Origin of the sequence: Streptomyces sp. NPDC014801 (genome assembly GCF_043082085.1) — a bacterium.
Taxonomy (GTDB): Bacteria; Actinomycetota; Actinomycetes; order Streptomycetales; family Streptomycetaceae; genus Streptomyces.
The window spans coordinates 286,912-301,049 of record NZ_JBIBXG010000010.1; the positions used below are offsets into that span (position 1 = coordinate 286,912).

General features: G+C 70.7%; 13 protein-coding genes and 1 riboswitch. Of the genes, 4 read left to right on the top strand and 9 right to left on the bottom strand.

Translation table 11 applies throughout. The features are described from left to right. The first annotated feature begins 87 nt into the window (after positions 1 to 87). Positions 88 to 1,185 (top strand): epi-isozizaene synthase, encoded by a 1,098-nt coding sequence (gene cyc1, locus ACF1AL_RS25145; protein WP_391703380.1) that lies wholly within the window; start codon positions 88 to 90, stop codon positions 1,183 to 1,185. After that, the gene (locus ACF1AL_RS25150; protein WP_391657215.1) at positions 1,182 to 2,552 is read left to right on the top strand and encodes a cytochrome P450; all 1,371 of its coding nucleotides are present in this window, start codon (positions 1,182 to 1,184) and stop codon (positions 2,550 to 2,552) included. Before cyc1 ends, ACF1AL_RS25150 begins: the two co-directional genes overlap by 4 nt. 106 nt (positions 2,553 to 2,658) lie before the next feature. Here the strand turns inward: ACF1AL_RS25150 and ACF1AL_RS25155 are convergent, their stop codons facing one another. Next, positions 2,659 to 3,624 carry a helix-turn-helix domain-containing protein gene (locus ACF1AL_RS25155; RefSeq protein WP_366839361.1) on the bottom strand — a complete coding sequence of 322 codons (966 nt, stop codon included), beginning with the start codon at positions 3,622 to 3,624 and terminating at the stop codon, positions 2,659 to 2,661. Between the two features lie 93 nt (positions 3,625 to 3,717). Between ACF1AL_RS25155 and ACF1AL_RS25160 the strand changes: the two genes are divergently transcribed. After that, a complete protein-coding gene (locus ACF1AL_RS25160; protein WP_366839360.1) occupies positions 3,718 to 3,942 on the top strand; it encodes a hypothetical protein in 225 nt (74 codons plus the stop codon). Between the two features lie 9 nt (positions 3,943 to 3,951). Here the strand turns inward: ACF1AL_RS25160 and ACF1AL_RS25165 are convergent, their stop codons facing one another. The 8 genes from ACF1AL_RS25165 to ACF1AL_RS25200 form a co-directional block, all read right to left on the bottom strand. Then, positions 3,952 to 4,908: a ribonucleotide-diphosphate reductase subunit beta gene (locus ACF1AL_RS25165; RefSeq protein WP_391827576.1), complete on the bottom strand. Its 957-nt coding sequence runs from the start codon at positions 4,906 to 4,908 to the stop codon at positions 3,952 to 3,954. A gap of 56 nt (positions 4,909 to 4,964) precedes the next feature. After that, positions 4,965 to 7,328: a ribonucleoside-diphosphate reductase subunit alpha gene (locus ACF1AL_RS25170; protein ID WP_391827458.1), complete on the bottom strand. Its 2,364-nt coding sequence runs from the start codon at positions 7,326 to 7,328 to the stop codon at positions 4,965 to 4,967. Between the two features lie 122 nt (positions 7,329 to 7,450). Beyond that, a riboswitch (cobalamin riboswitch) is annotated at positions 7,451 to 7,609 on the bottom strand. 45 nt (positions 7,610 to 7,654) lie between these two features. Further along, complete coding sequence (locus ACF1AL_RS25175) at positions 7,655 to 8,164, bottom strand: GNAT family N-acetyltransferase (RefSeq protein ID WP_391703392.1); 510 nt, start codon at positions 8,162 to 8,164, stop codon at positions 7,655 to 7,657. Positions 8,165 to 8,265: 101 nt separating this feature from the next. Further along, complete coding sequence (gene mctP / locus ACF1AL_RS25180) at positions 8,266 to 9,903, bottom strand: monocarboxylate uptake permease MctP (RefSeq protein ID WP_391657212.1); 1,638 nt, start codon at positions 9,901 to 9,903, stop codon at positions 8,266 to 8,268. After that, positions 9,900 to 10,166 (bottom strand): DUF3311 domain-containing protein, encoded by a 267-nt coding sequence (locus tag ACF1AL_RS25185; RefSeq protein WP_386420176.1) that lies wholly within the window; start codon positions 10,164 to 10,166, stop codon positions 9,900 to 9,902. The genes mctP and ACF1AL_RS25185 overlap by 4 nt, the downstream gene beginning before the upstream one ends. Positions 10,167 to 10,372: 206 nt before the next feature. Then, positions 10,373 to 11,137, bottom strand: a complete 765-nt coding sequence (locus ACF1AL_RS25190) for a GntR family transcriptional regulator (RefSeq protein ID WP_384206562.1) — start codon at positions 11,135 to 11,137, stop codon at positions 10,373 to 10,375. A gap of 274 nt (positions 11,138 to 11,411) precedes the next feature. Then, entirely contained in the window at positions 11,412 to 12,197 is a 786-nt protein-coding gene (gene nagB / locus ACF1AL_RS25195) for a glucosamine-6-phosphate deaminase (RefSeq protein ID WP_391827460.1), read from the bottom strand. Between the two features lie 247 nt (positions 12,198 to 12,444). Beyond that, positions 12,445 to 13,197 (bottom strand): SDR family oxidoreductase, encoded by a 753-nt coding sequence (locus tag ACF1AL_RS25200; RefSeq protein WP_391827462.1) that lies wholly within the window; start codon positions 13,195 to 13,197, stop codon positions 12,445 to 12,447. A 95-nt stretch (positions 13,198 to 13,292) separates the two neighbouring features. On the opposite strand from ACF1AL_RS25200, the gene ACF1AL_RS25205 reads away from it, so the two are divergent. Next, the gene (locus tag ACF1AL_RS25205; RefSeq protein ID WP_391819522.1) at positions 13,293 to 14,063 is read left to right on the top strand and encodes a TetR/AcrR family transcriptional regulator; all 771 of its coding nucleotides are present in this window, start codon (positions 13,293 to 13,295) and stop codon (positions 14,061 to 14,063) included. Positions 14,064 to 14,138: the final 75 nt, after the last annotated feature.

The window sequence follows — 14,138 nt, forward strand, 5'->3', positions numbered from 1 at the left end:
TGAATGGGAAGTGCGGGGATACGCGACGGCGCACGCCCGGCACGACGGGAGGGGTGTGCGCGCAGCGGCGGCTGAGAGGGGTAGTTCGTGCATGCTCTCCCATACAGCACCACACGCGGCACCGGGGCGGCGCCGAAGGCGGTGGCGGTCCCACCGTCGCTAACTCTTCCGGTGATCGAGGCGGCGTTTCCCCGGCGGTTGCATCCGTATTGGCCAAAGCTTCAGGAGAACACCCGGACCTGGTTGCTGGAAAAACGGCTGATGCCGGCGGACAAGGTCCGGGAATATGCCGACGGACTGTGCTACACCGACCTCATGGCGGGCTACTACCTGGGTGCCGCCGACGAGGTCCTGCAGGCCATCGCCGACTACAGCAGCTGGTTCTTCGTCTGGGACGACCGCCACGACCGCGACATCGTGCACCGACGGCCGGACGCCTGGCGGCGCCTGAAGGGCAGGCTGCACACCGCGCTGGACGCCCCGCAGGACCATCTGCGGCACCAGGACCCGCTGGTCGCGGGGCTGGCGGACAGCGTGGGACGGCTGTACTCGTTCCTGCCGGACAGCTGGAACGCCCGCTTCGCCCGGCACTTCCACACCGTGATCGAGGCCTACGACCGCGAGTTCCACAACCGCACCGAGGGCATCGTCCCGACGGTCGAGGAATACCTCCGGCTGCGCCGGCTCACCTTCGCCCACTGGATCTGGACCGATCTGCTGGAGCCGAGCGCCGGCCTCGAACTCCCGGACGCCGTACGGAAAAACCCGGCCTATCGGCGCCCGGCCCTGCTGAGCCAGGAATTCGCCGCCTGGTACAACGACCTGTGCTCGCTGCCGAAGGAAATAGCAGGCGACGAGGTGCACAATCTCGGCATCAGTCTCATCACCCATGAGGGCCTCACCCTGGAAGAGGCGGTGCGCGAAGTCCGGCGCCGGGTCGAGGAATGCATCACCGAATTCCTCGACGCGGAAAAGGACGCTTTACGGTTCGCCGACGGACTCGACGACGGCACGGTGCGCGGAAAAGAACTGAGCGCCGCCGTACGGGCTTGCGTCGGGAACATGCGGAACTGGTTCAGTTCCGTCTACTGGTTCCACCACGAATCCGGCCGGTACATGGTCGACAGCTGGGACGACCGGTCCACGCCCCCGTACGTCAACAACGAAGCGGCAGGTGAGAAATGACCGTCGAGTCGGTGAAGCCCCCCGTGTCCACGGCCCCGCGGCCCGGCGAGCCGCCCCTCGCGGGCGGCGGCGTCCCGCTCCTCGGCCACGGCTGGAAACTGGCCCGCGATCCATTGCGGTTCATGTCCACGCTGCGCGACCACGGCGACGTCGTCCGCCTCAAGCTCGGCCCCAAGACGGTGTACGCCGTCACCACGCCGGAACTGACCGGCGCCATCGCGCTCAGCCCCGACTACCACATCGCCGGACCGCTGTGGGAGTCCCTGGAGGGACTGCTCGGCAAGGAAGGCGTGGCCACCGCCAACGGCCCGCTCCACCGCCGGCAGCGGCGCACCATCCAGCCCGCCTTCCGGCTCGACGCGATCCCCGCGTACGGGCCGATCATGGAGGAGGAGGCGCACGCGCTCGCCGAGCGCTTCGGCGACGGCCGGACCATCGACTGCACCGGCGAGTCCTTCCGGATCGCGGTGCGGATCGCCGCCCGCTGCCTGTTGCGCGGCGACTACATGGACGAGCGCGCCGAGCGGCTGTGCACCGCCCTCGCGGTGGTCTTCCGGGGCATGTACCGGCGCATGGTGGTGCCGCTCGGGCCGCTGTACCGGCTGCCGCTGCCGGCCAACCGGGAATTCAATCGTGCCCTGGCCGATTTGCATCTCCTCGTCGACGAGATCATCGCCGAGCGACGCGCATCTGGTCAAAAGCCGGACGATTTGCTGACGGCATTGCTGGACGCGAAGGACGAAAACGGCGACCCCATCGGGGAGCAGGAGATCCACGACCAGGTCGTCGCGATCCTCACCCCCGGCAGCGAAACGGTGGCATCCACCATCATGTGGTTGCTTCAGGCACTTGCCGAGCACCCGGAACACGCCGACAAGGTCCGTGACGAAGTCGAATCCGTCACCGGCGGCCGGCCCGTCGCATTCGAGGACGTGCGCGCACTGCGGCACACCAACAATGTCGTCATCGAGGCCATGCGTTTGCGGCCCGCCGTATGGATATTGACCCGGCGCGCGGTCGTCGACACCGAACTCGGTGGCTATCGCATTCCGGCCGGGTCCGACATCGTCTACAGCCCGTACGCGATCCAGCGCGATCCGAAGTCGTACGCCCGGAACCTGGAGTTCGATCCGGACCGCTGGCTTCCGGACCGGGCCAAGGAGGTGCCGAAACACGCCATGAGCCCGTTCAGCACCGGCAACCGCAAGTGCCCCAGCGACCACTTCTCCATGGCGCAGCTGACCCTGATCACCGCCGCGCTCGCCGCGAGGTACCGCTTCGAGCAGGTCCCGGGCTCGAACGACGACACCCGGGTCGGCATCACCCTGCGCCCGCAGCGGCTGCTGCTGCGGGCGGTGCCGCGCTGAGGGCAGGGTCCGCGCCCCGGGGCCGCCCGACCCGCTCGGACGGCCCCGGGACCGCCACCGTGCTGAGCCCCTCAGGAGGCCCCGGAACCGCCGCCCCGCCCAGCTCTCAGGCGGCCTCGGGCCCGCGGAAGGTGCGGCGGTAGGCGTTCGGCGTGGTGCCCAGCACCCGGGTGAACTGGTATCGCAGCGCCGCCGCCGTGCCGAACCCGGTGCGCCAGGCGATCGCGTCCATCGTCTCGTCCGTCTCCTCCAGCAGCCGCTGCGCCAGCAGTACCCGCTGGCGCAGGATCCACCGGTACGGCGTCGTGCCGGTCTCCTGCTGGAAGCGGCGGGCGAAGGTGCGCGGCGCCATGTGGGCCCGGGCGGCGAGCTGCTCGACGGTGACCTCCTGGTCGAGATGCGCTTCCATCCAGACCAGCACCTCGCCCACGGTGTCGCAGGGGTTCTTCGGCAGCGGCCGCTCGATGAACTGCGCCTGCCCGCCGTCCCGGTGCGGCGGCACGACCATCCGGCGGGCGATCCGGTTGGCGACCTCCTGGCCCTGTTCCTTGCGGACCAGATGCAGACAGGCGTCGATGCCGGCGGCGGTGCCCGCCGAGGTGATCACCGGGTCCTCGTCGACGTAGAGCACGTCCGGCTCGACGACCGCGCGCGGGTACTGGCGGCGCAGCTCCGCGGCGTGGTGCCAGTGCACCGCGCAGCGCCGCCCGTCCAGCAGACCGGCGGCGCCGAGCACGAACACCCCGGAGCACACGCTGAGCACGCGCGTCCCGCGCTCCACCGCCCGGACCAGGGCGTCCAGGAGCGCGGGCGGATAGGTGCGCTCCGTGAAGTCGTCCCCGGCCGGCACGGCGATCAGGTCCGCCTCCTCCAGCCGCTCCAGGCCGTACGGCGTCGACACGGTCAGTCCGCCGACATGGGTGCCCAGCGCCGGGCCCTCGGCGGAGACGACCGCGAAGTCGTACCCCGGCAGTCCCTCGTCGCTGCGGTCGATCCCGAAGACCTCGCAGACGACCCCGAGTTCGAAGGGATGCACACCGTCGAGCAGGACGGCCGCGACATTTTTCAGCATGCTGCCAGTGTGCCTCGACGCTGGCAGGAATTCGAGGGTCCACGGCAGTCCTGCCACTCACGGTAAGGAGCATTCGGCGCGAGAGTGGTGTCCATGAACGGAAACCAGATCGAAGGCCTGATCGGAATGACCGCCACCCTGGGGATCCTGGTCCTCCTGGTGCTCCCCTCCCTGCTCGGCGTGCTGCGCGACCGCCGCATGGACCGCCAGATCCGGGAGGCCGCGCAACCGGCCGCCCGACCGCGGACGACCGGTCCTCGGACCACGCGCCGGGCCCCGCGCATCCAGGCCCACCGCACGGTCCGACCCCGCGCGTGACCGGCCGCGTCAGAAGTCCTCGTCCAGGTCGACGGTGCCCTCCACCGCGACCTGGTACGCGGACGGACGGCGCTCGAAGAAGTTCGTCAGCTCCTGGACGCCCTGCAGCTCCATGAACGAGAACGGGTTCTGCGAGCCGTACACCGGGGCGAAGCCGAGCCGCGCGAGCCGCTGGTCGGCGACGCACTCCAGGTACTGCCGCATCGACTCGGTGTTCATGCCCGGCAGCCCGTCCCCGCACAGGTCGCGCGCGAACTGCAGCTCGGCCTCCACCGCCTCCCTCAGCATGTCGGTGACCTGCTGCTGCAGCCGGTCGTCGAACAGGTCCGGCTCCTCCTTGCGGACGGTGTCGACCACGTCGAAGGCGAACGACATGTGCATCGTCTCGTCCCGGAACACCCAGTTGGTGCCGGTCGCCAGACCGTGCAGCAGCCCCCGGCTGCGGAACCAGTAGACGTACGCGAAGGCGCCGTAGAAGAACAGGCCCTCGATGCACGCGGCGAAGCAGATCAGGTTGAGCAGGAAGCGGCGCCGGTCGGCCTGGGACTCCAGGCGCTCCAGCTTCTCCACCTCGTTGATCCACTTGAAGCAGAACCCGGCCTTCTCCCGGATGGACGGGATGTTCTCCACGGCCGCAAACGCGGCGGCGCGGTCGTCCGGGTCGGGCAGATAGGTGTCCAGCAGCGTCAGATAGAACTGGACGTGCACGGCCTCCTCGAACAGCTGCCGCGACAGATACAGGCGCGCCTCGGGCGAGTTGATGTGCTTGTACAGCGTCAGCACCAGGTTGTTCGCCACGATCGAGTCGCCCGTCGCGAAGAAGGCCACCAGCCGGCCGATGAGGTGCTGCTCCGCCGGTGTCAGCTTCGCCAGGTCGGCGACGTCGGAGTGGAGGTCGACCTCCTCCACGGTCCAGGTGTTCTTGATGGCGTCCCGGTAGCGCTCGTAGAAGTCGGGGTAGCGCATGGGGCGCAGGGTGAGCTCGAAGCCGGGGTCGAGCAGGTTCTGGGGGCGGGCGGTCGTCACTGGCAGGCCTCGCAGGACTCGGGGTTTTCCAGGGAGCAGGCGACGGCCTCTTCGGAGGTCGCCTGCTGCACGGGGACGGTGGCCTGCGCCTGGGCGGCGCGGGCGATGCGCGTCGCGGGGCGCGAGCGGAGGTAGTACGTCGTCTTCAGCCCGGACTTCCAGGCGTAGGCGTACATCGAGGAGAGCTTGCCGATGGTCGGCGTCTCCATGAAGAGGTTCAGGGACTGCGCCTGGTCCAGGAACGGGGTCCGGGCCGCCGCCATGTCGATCAGGCCGCGCTGCGGGATCTCCCACGCGGTGCGGTACAGCCGCCGCACCTCTTCGGGGATCCAGGCGAAGTCCTGCACCGAGCCGTTGCTGTCCCGCAGGGCCTCCCGGGTGCGGGCGTCCCAGACCCCCAGGTCCTTGAGGTCCTGCACCAGGTAGGAGTTGACCTGGAGGAACTCACCGGACAGCGTCTCGCGCTTGAACAGGTTCGACACCTGCGGCTCGATGCACTCGTACACGCCCGCGATGGACGCGATGGTGGCGGTCGGCGCGATCGCGAGGAGCAGGGAGTTGCGCATCCCCGTGGTGGCGATACGGCGGCGCAGCGCCTCCCAGCGCTCCGGCCAGGTGAGCTCCACGTCGTAGTGGTCGGGGTGCAGCACCCCCCGCGCGGTGCGGGTCTTCTCCCAGGCCGGCAGCGGGCCGTTGCGCTCGGCGAGGTCGGCGGAGGCCTCGTACGCGGCGAGCATGATCCGCTCGGCGATCCGGGTGGACAGCGCCTTCGCCTCGGGGGAGTCGAACGGCAGGCGCAGCTTGAAGAAGACGTCCTGCAGCCCCATCGCGCCCAGGCCCACCGGGCGCCACTGGGCGTTGGAGCGGCCCGCCTGCTCGGTCGGGTAGAAGTTGATGTCGACGACCCGGTCGAGGAAGGTGACCGCGGTGCGGACGGCGCCGTCCAGCCGCGCCCAGTCGATGTCGCCGGCCGCCGCGTCGACGAAGGCGCCGAGGTTCACCGACCCCAGGTTGCACACCGCCGTCTCGCCGTCGTCGGTGACCTCCAGGATCTCCGTGCACAGGTTGGAGGAGTGCACGACGTGGCCCGGGAGCGCGGTCTGGTTGGCGGTGCGGTTGGCGGCGTCCTTGAAGGTCATCCAGCCGTTGCCGGTCTGCGCGAGGGTGCGCATCATCCGGCCGTACAGCTCGCGCGCCGGGATCGTCTTCCGCGCCAGGCCCGCCTGCTCCGCCTTGCGGTAGGCGGCGTCGAACTCCTCGCCCCACAGGTCGACCAGCTCCGGCACGTCGGCCGGGGAGAACAGCGACCACATCTCGTCGGCGTTCACCCGGCGCATGAACTCGTCCGGGATCCAGTGCGCGAGGTTCAGGTTGTGGGTGCGGCGGGCGTCCTCACCGGTGTTGTCCCGCAGCTCCAGGAACTCCTCGATGTCCGAGTGCCAGGTCTCCAGGTACACCGCGGCCGCGCCCTTGCGCCGCCCGCCCTGGTTCACGGCGGCGACGGAGGCGTCCAGGGTCTTCAGGAACGGCACGATGCCGTTGGAGTGCCCGTTGGTGCCCCGGATCAGCGAACCGCGGCTGCGGATGCGGGAGAACGACAGCCCGATGCCGCCGGCGTGCTTGGAGAGCCGGGCGACCTGGTGGTAGCGCTCGTAGAGGGAGTCCAGTTCGTCCCGCGGGGAGTCCAGGAGATAGCAGGACGACATCTGCGGGTGCCGGGTGCCGGAGTTGAACAGGGTGGGGGAGGAGGGCAGGTAGTCCAGGCGGCTCATGAGCCCGTAGAGCGCGGCGACTTCGTCGACCGCCCGGGCCGTGTCGTCCTCGGCCAGCCCGCTCGCCACCCGCAGCAGGAAGTGCTGGGGCGTCTCGACGACCTTGCGGGTGATCGGGTGCCGCAGGAGGTAGCGGCTGTACAGCGTGCGCAGGCCGAAGTAGCCGAAGCGGTCGTCGGCGCCGGTGTCGATCAGCGCGTCGAGCCGCCCGGCGTGCAGGCGCACGAAGTCGGCGGTCCGGTCGGCGATGAGACCCTCGCGGTGGCCCACGGCCACGGAGTCGGTGAAGGACGTCACGCCCTGCGAGGCGGCTTCCGCGCGGATGGCGAGGGTGAGCAGGCGGGCGGCGAGCCGGGAGTAGGCCGGGTCCTCGGAGATGAGTCCGGCGGCGGCCTCGGTGGCCAGTTCCCGCAGTTCCGCCTCGTCGGCGTGCGCCGACCGGCCGCGCAGCGCCGCGGCGGCGACCCGGCCGGGGTCGGTGTCGGGGAGGTCGGCGGTCAGCTCGGTCAGGGTCCGCAGCAGCGCGGCACCGGGACCGTCGGTGAGCGATGCGCCGGCTGAAGCCGGATCGGCGGGCGCGATGGTCACGTGGGGCTCTCCCTCGCTCGGCACGGGGCCTCGGCGAGGGCAGGGGGCAGCACACGAGCGCACGGGGCGCCGCGTCCACCGGCCCATTCCGCGAGGCCCGGACGTCAGGGCACACCGGCCGGGTGGCCGGGTGCACTGTCGGCAGGTCCTCGGACTGACTCCTGGGCACGGCGTTTCCGGGCGGGGCCGGGGAACGGACATGCACAAGTACACCGTTGCGGGACAGTTCCGGATTCGCACCGGATTCCCCTGCGGCGACAGCGAGCATGAGCATACATCTAGTGCCGGGCTGTCGCGTCACCCCCAGATGTTGTGTCCCGGTGGTGTCACAGCGTCAGCTCGTAGGTGAGCAGCATGATGTCGTCCAGCTCGGGCAGGGGGTTCCAGTCCCGCTCGGGCGTGCGGACGAAGCCCAGGCGTTCGTAGATGCGGTGGGCGGCGCGCATGGTCCGCTGGGTCGACAGCACGATGGCCGTGCAGCCCTCGACCGCCCGGGCGCGCTCGACGCAGGCCCGCACCAGCGCCTCGCCGGTGCCCCGGCCGCGCGCCTCGTGGGCCACCGCGAGCATCCGTATCTCGGCCTCGCCGGGGCGGGCGATGTCGGCCATGGGGCCGCCGGCCGGGACGAAGGTGACGCCGCCGAGGACCGTGCCGCTGTCGTCGGCGGCGACCAGCACCTGGGCCGCGGCGGCGCGCCGGGCGACGTCGCGCAGCTCGTCGAGGTAGGTGTCGCTCTCGCCGAAGTCGAGCAGCCCGTCGTGGAGATAGGCCCGGGCGGTGATCTCCCCGAGCACGGCGTACTCGGCGGGGTCGGCCGGGCGGATCCGGATGTCCATGGGGTGAGTGTGCCGCACGGGTACGACAACGGGCCGCCGGATTTCCCGGCGGCCCGTGTGCGCGGACCGGACGGTGACCGGAGCGCGGGTGCGCGGACCGGTCAGTGACCGGCGCCCGCCGTGGCCGGCGGCAACTCGACCTGGACGCCCGGGTCGCCGGCGTCGGCCGTGTAGTCCTCCGGCCGGGTCTCGTCCGTGCCCTCGGGCGCCTTCAGGGCCTTCAGGACGAAGGTCAGCACGACCGTCACGACCACGTTGAGGACGAACGCCGTCAGGCCGATGTAGCCGATCTCGCCGATGCCGGGGATCTCCTTGGCGGAGCCGCCGAAGTGCTTCTGGCTCGGGTTGGTCGGCGAGGGCACGCCGTAGGCCACCAGCGTGCCGTAGACCATGCCGACCGCCCAGCCCGCCAGCAGCGCCCAGCGGTGGAACCACCGCGTGAACAGGCCGCCCACCAGGGCCGGGAAGGTCTGCAGGATCCAGATGCCGCCGAGCAGCTGGAAGTTGATGGCGACCGTCTTGTCCATGGTCAGGACGAAGACCAGCGCGCCGACCTTCACCAGCAGGGACACCAGCTTGGAGACCTTGGTCTCCTGCTCGGGCGTCGCGTCCGGCTTGATGAAGTCCTTGTAGATGTTGCGCGTGAACAGGTTCGCCGCCGCGATCGACATGATCGCCGCCGGGACCAGCGCCCCGATGCCGATCGCCGCGAAGGCGATGCCCGCGAACCAGTCCGGGAACATGGTCTCGAACAGCTGCGGGATGGCCAGCTGGCCGTTCTGCACCTTGATCCCGGCCGCGATCGCCATGAAGCCGAGCAGCGCGAGCAGGCCCAGCATCAGCGAGTACAGCGGCAGGATCGTGGTGTTGCGGCGGATCACCTCACGGCTCTTGGAGGAGAGCGTCGCGGTGATCGAGTGCGGGTACATGAACAGCGCGAGCGCGGAGCCCAGCGCCAGCGTGGCGTAGGTCCACTGCTGTGCCTCGCCCGAGGCCAGCGCGCCCCGCGGCTTGCCCGTGGTCGGGTTGACCTGGCTGAACGCGTCGCCCGCCTTGGCGAAGATGTCGTCGAAACCGCCCAGCTTGATCGGGATGTAGATGATCGCCACCGCGATGACGAGGTAGATCAGCGCGTCCTTCACGAACGCGATCAGCGCGGGGGCCCGCAGACCCGACGAGTACGTGTACGCCGCCAGCACGCCGAACGCGATCAGCAGCGGCAGGTCCTTGACGAACCAGTTGGTGTTCTCGCCGCCGCCGACGCCCATCACGTCCAGCACGGCCTGGATGCCGACGAGCTGGAGCGCGATGTACGGCATCGTCGCCAGGATGCCGGTGACGGCCACGGCCAGCGACAGTCCCTTGGACCCGAAGCGGCCGCGCACGAAGTCCGACGTCGTCACATACCCGTGCTTGTGCGACACCGACCACAGCCGGGGCAGGAAGGTGAAGATCAGCGGGTAGACGAGGATCGTGTACGGCACCGCGAAGAAGCCGGACGCGCCCGCCGCGTAGATCGCCGCCGGCACCGCGACGAAGGTGTACGCCGTGTACAGGTCGCCGCCGAGCAGGAACCACGTGATCCAGGTGCCGAACGACCGTCCGCCCAGGCCCCATTCGTCGAGGCTGTGCTCGTTCTCGGCCTTGCGCCAGCGGGCCGCCAGGAAGCCCATGACGGTCACGAGCAGGAAGAAGAAGATGAAGACGCCGAGTGCGACGCCGTTCACGCCGTCCTTCACTTGTCCGCACCGCCCTTCTGGGACGCGCGGGCGCGCTGGTCACGCTGCCACAGCTTGTAAGCGATCATCGTCAGTGCCGTGGAGATGAGCACCCACAGCATCTGGTACCAGTAGAAGAACGGGATCCCGATGAAGGCCGGGTCCACCTTGGCGTAACTACCGACCCACAGCATCGCCACGAAGGGCGCGACAAGGCAGAGGGCGATGACGACGCGCACGGGCGTCACCACCGCCGGTCTGGACACATCTGGCGCATTCGACATCGCGCGGCTCCGTCCCCTCACTGATCACCTGTGCAATGCGCAGGAAATCTAGGTCAGGTGTAGCAGGAACGGAACCCCTCGTCCGTATAACGGTCGTTGACATCCGTGACCGTTATACGACCGCGATGCCGCCGCGATCCGGCGGCCCGCTGCCGGGCCGCTGCCGGGCCGCCTCGGTGGGGGGGCGAGGTGGGCCCCCCGGGGCGTCAGTCCTGAGGGCGCTTCAGGCGGGCCACGAACTTGTAGCGGTCGCCCCGGTAGACCGAGCGCACCCACTCCACCGGCTCGCCGTGCCGGTCGAAGGAGTGGCGGGAGAGCATCAGCATCGGCAGGCCCACGTCGGTGCCGAGCAGGCCGGCTTCGCGCGGGGTGGCCAGCGAGGTCTCGATGGTCTCCTCGGCCTCGGCGAGGTGGACGTCGTAGACCTCGGCGAGCGCGGTGTACAGGGACGTGTACTTCACCAGCGAGCGGCGCAGCGCCGGGAACCGCTTGGCCGAGAGGTGGGTCGTCTCGATCGCCATCGGCTCGCCGTTGGCCATGCGCAGCCGCTCGATGCGCAGCACCCGGCCGCCGGCGGTGATGTCGAGCAGCGTGGCGAGCCGCTCGTCGGCGGTGATGTACCCGACGTCCAGCAACTGCGAGGTGGGCTCCAGGCCCTGGGCGCGCATGTCCTCCGTGTACGACGTCAGCTGCAGCGCCTGCGAGACCTTGGGCTTGGCCACGAACGTGCCCTTGCCCTGGATGCGCTCCAGCCGGCCCTCGACCACGAGCTCCTGCAGGGCCTGGCGCACGGTCGTGCGGGAGGTGTCGAACTCCGCCGCGAGCGTCCGCTCGGGCGGGACCGGGGTGCCGGGCGGCATCGTCTCGGTCATGTCGAGCAGGTGCTTCTTCAGGCGGTAGTACTTGGGCACGCGCGCGGTACGGACGGTGGCGCCACTGTCGTTCTCCGCACTGCTGACGTCGGTGCTCATGCTCTGCCTTCCCGGCTCCGGTGCCGAAGCGGCCGACACGCCATCGGCCGCGGGCTCACATCGTGGCACGGCTCGGTGAGGGCGGACCTCGGTGGGCGCCTCCGCACGCTCCGTGATCTCCTCTGTATACCGTCGCCGCCTGTGCTGGTCTAGTCCAGCGGGGCGGGTGGATCGTCCTGTGACGGCCCCGCCCACCGGCCTCCCGGTCGCCGCGGACCGCCCGGCCCCGGTTGTCGCGGACCGCCGGGTGCGGACCCCGCCCCCGGCGGTCCGGTCAGATCCCCTGCCACTCCGGCTTGTTGGCGTAGGTGTGCCGGAAGTAGTCCGCCAGCTTCAGCTTGGACGCGGCCGCCTCGTCCACGACCACCGTCGCGTGCGGGTGCAGCTGCAGCGCGGACGCCGGGCAGACGGCCGCGACCGGACCCTCGACGGTCGCGGCCACCGCGTCCGCCTTGCCCTCGCCGGTCGCCAGCAGCACCAGGTGGCGGGCCTCCAGGATGGTGCCGATGCCCTGCGTGATGACGTGGTGCGGCACCTGGTCGATGTCGCCGTCGAAGAACCGGGCGTTGTCCACCCGGGTCTGCTCGGTCAGCGTCTTGATCCGCGTACGGGAGGCCAGCGAGGAGCACGGCTCGTTGAACCCGATGTGCCCGTCGGTGCCGATCCCGAGGAGCTGCAGATCGACCCCGCCGGCCTCGGCCAGCACCCTGTCGTACGCCTCGCACGCCGCCTGCACGTCCTCGGCCGTACCGTCCGGGCCGAGGAAGCGCTCCATGCCGATGCCGAGCGGCTCCAGCACCTCGCGGCGCAGCACCGAGCGGTAGGACTCGGGGTGCTCGGCGGGCAGCCCCACGTACTCGTCGAGCTGGGCGACCCGGGCCCGCGCGGTGTCCACGGCACCGGAGCGCACCTTCGCCTCCAGCGCCCGGTAGATGGGCAGCGGGGTCGAGCCCGTGGCCACGCCCAGCAGGGCGTCGGGCTTGCGCCGCAGCAGCTGCGCCATGGCCTCGGCGATGAGCTCGCCGCCCGCCTCGGCGTCCGGAACGATGACAACTTCCACGCTGGCCTGCCGTTTCGAAGAGGGACTCGGGGAGGGACCGGGGTGGCCCGCACCGGAAGGCACCGGGTGGCCCCAGGGGGCGCCGGGTGCCCGGAATCGGACCATGTGGTTTAGACCAATCTAACAGAGAGGGGTACCCGTCTCCCAGGGTCTCCGCACGTTCGAGCCACCGCCACCGCCACCGATGCCGGCACCGCCACCGTCACCGATGCCGGTACCGCCACCATCACCAATGCCGGTACCGCCCCTAGTGCAGGCTCAGCAGCGTGCCGCCCGTGGCGTCCAGATGCTGGCCCGTGACCCAGCGGGAGTCCGGGGAGGCCAGGAAGGCGACGACGTCCGCCACATCGGACACCGTGCCGACGCGCCCGAAGGCCGACACCGCCTCGGCGTGCCCGCGGGCCGCCGGGTCCGCGAGTACCCCGCTCGTGAGGTCCGTCTCGACGAACCCGGGCCCGACGGAGTTGACCGTGATGCCGCGCGGTGCCAGTTCCGCCGCGAGGGACCTGGTCAGGGTCGTCACCGCACCCTTGGCCATGTGAGTGGCCGCGATACCGGGTATGCCGAGGCGGGTCGCCGCCGTGACGTTGACGATCCGCCCCTGGTCGCGCAGCCGGTCCAGAGCGTGCTTGACGATGAAGAACGGCGCCTTGGCGTTGATCGCCAGCGTCCGCTCGAACAGCTCCTCGTCCGTCTCGCCCACGGTCGCGAAGAACGCCGCCCCCGCGTTGTTGACCAGGATGTCCACACCCTGTGCGTGCCGGTCGAAGGCCGCCCACAGTGCCTGCGCGTCACCCGGGACGCCCAGCTCGGCGCCGATCGCGAACGCGCTGCCGCCGGCCGCCTCGATCGCGGCCACCGTCTCCTTGGCCGCCGTCTCGTTCCTCCCGTAGTGCACCGCGACCCGGGCCCCGTCGCGTGCCAGCCGCTCGGCGATGCCCCGCCCGATCCCCCGGCTCGCCCCTGTCACCAGTGCCGTCCTGCCCGCAAGCACGCCCATGTCGGCGCCCCCCTCGCATTATCTAGTGGTCGCTACAAAAAAGACCGTAGCGCAGGCCGCGGACCTTTCTCTAGTGCCCGCTATAAAATCCACCCATGGGTGGACAGCCAGTGGCAGGACAGAGCGCGGAACCCGACGGACGGGCGGCCGTGCCCGCGGGCGGACGGGCCGACGTTCCCGCAGGCGGACGACCGGACGCCCGCCCGGAAGCGCGCCCCGGAGCGCAGCCGGACGCCGGGCACCCCAGCGGGCAGGAGGGCGGCGCTCCCCGCCCCTCTCGCCCCCGCGGCCGCCCCCGCGCCTTCGACCGCGCGACCGCGCTGGAGAAGGCCGTCATGGCCTTCTGGGAGCGGGGCTACGAGGCGACCTCGGTCTCCGACCTGACCCGCGCCATGGGTATCGGCGCCCCGAGCCTGTACGCGGCCTTCGGCGACAAGCGCACGCTGTTCGAGGAGGTCGTCCGGCAGTACGGCGCGACGTACGGCTCCTTCGGCGAGCGCGCCCTGGCCGAGGAGTCCACCGCCCGCTCGGCGGTGCACCGGCTCCTGCGTGAGGCGGCCGTCACGTACACCGCGCCGGGCCGGCCGCACGGCTGCCTGTTCGTCCACGCGGCGACCAACTGCACGAGCCCCGAGGTGGAGGAGTTCCTGCGCGGAGTGCGCAACGCCCACATCGCCGCCTTCGAGCGCCGTATCCACGACGGGATCGCGGCGGGGGAGCTGCCGGCGGACACCGACGCGGGCGCCCTCGCCCGGCACACCGGCGCGATCATCCAGGGCATGTCCCAGCAGGCACGGGACGGGGCGAGCCGGGAGGAACTGGAAGCGCTCGCGGAATTTGCCATGACCGTGTGGCCCCGAAGCTGAGCGGGGCGGGCTAGGCTGCGGAGCACAACTGCACACACGTCTGCGCGAGCGAACCGCGTCCGGCGCATGGACAGG

Bases quoted from the DNA above. Each gene is read 5' to 3' on its own strand.
- ACF1AL_RS25200 (WP_391827462.1), bottom strand. From the start codon at position 13,197: ATGGGCGTGCTTGCGGGCAGGACGGCACTGGTGACAGGGGCGAGCCGG.
- ACF1AL_RS25185 (WP_386420176.1), bottom strand. From the start codon at position 10,166: ATGTCGAATGCGCCAGATGTGTCCAGACCGGCGGTGGTGACGCCCGTG.
- ACF1AL_RS25205 (WP_391819522.1), top strand. From the start codon at position 13,293: ATGGGTGGACAGCCAGTGGCAGGACAGAGCGCGGAACCCGACGGACGG.
- ACF1AL_RS25150 (WP_391657215.1), top strand. From the start codon at position 1,182: ATGACCGTCGAGTCGGTGAAGCCCCCCGTGTCCACGGCCCCGCGGCCC.
- ACF1AL_RS25175 (WP_391703392.1), bottom strand. From the start codon at position 8,164: ATGGACATCCGGATCCGCCCGGCCGACCCCGCCGAGTACGCCGTGCTC.
- ACF1AL_RS25165 (WP_391827576.1), bottom strand. From the start codon at position 4,908: ATGCGCTACCCCGACTTCTACGAGCGCTACCGGGACGCCATCAAGAAC.
- ACF1AL_RS25155 (WP_366839361.1), bottom strand. From the start codon at position 3,624: ATGCTGAAAAATGTCGCGGCCGTCCTGCTCGACGGTGTGCATCCCTTC.
- ACF1AL_RS25160 (WP_366839360.1), top strand. From the start codon at position 3,718: ATGAACGGAAACCAGATCGAAGGCCTGATCGGAATGACCGCCACCCTG.
- ACF1AL_RS25190 (WP_384206562.1), bottom strand. From the start codon at position 11,137: ATGAGCACCGACGTCAGCAGTGCGGAGAACGACAGTGGCGCCACCGTC.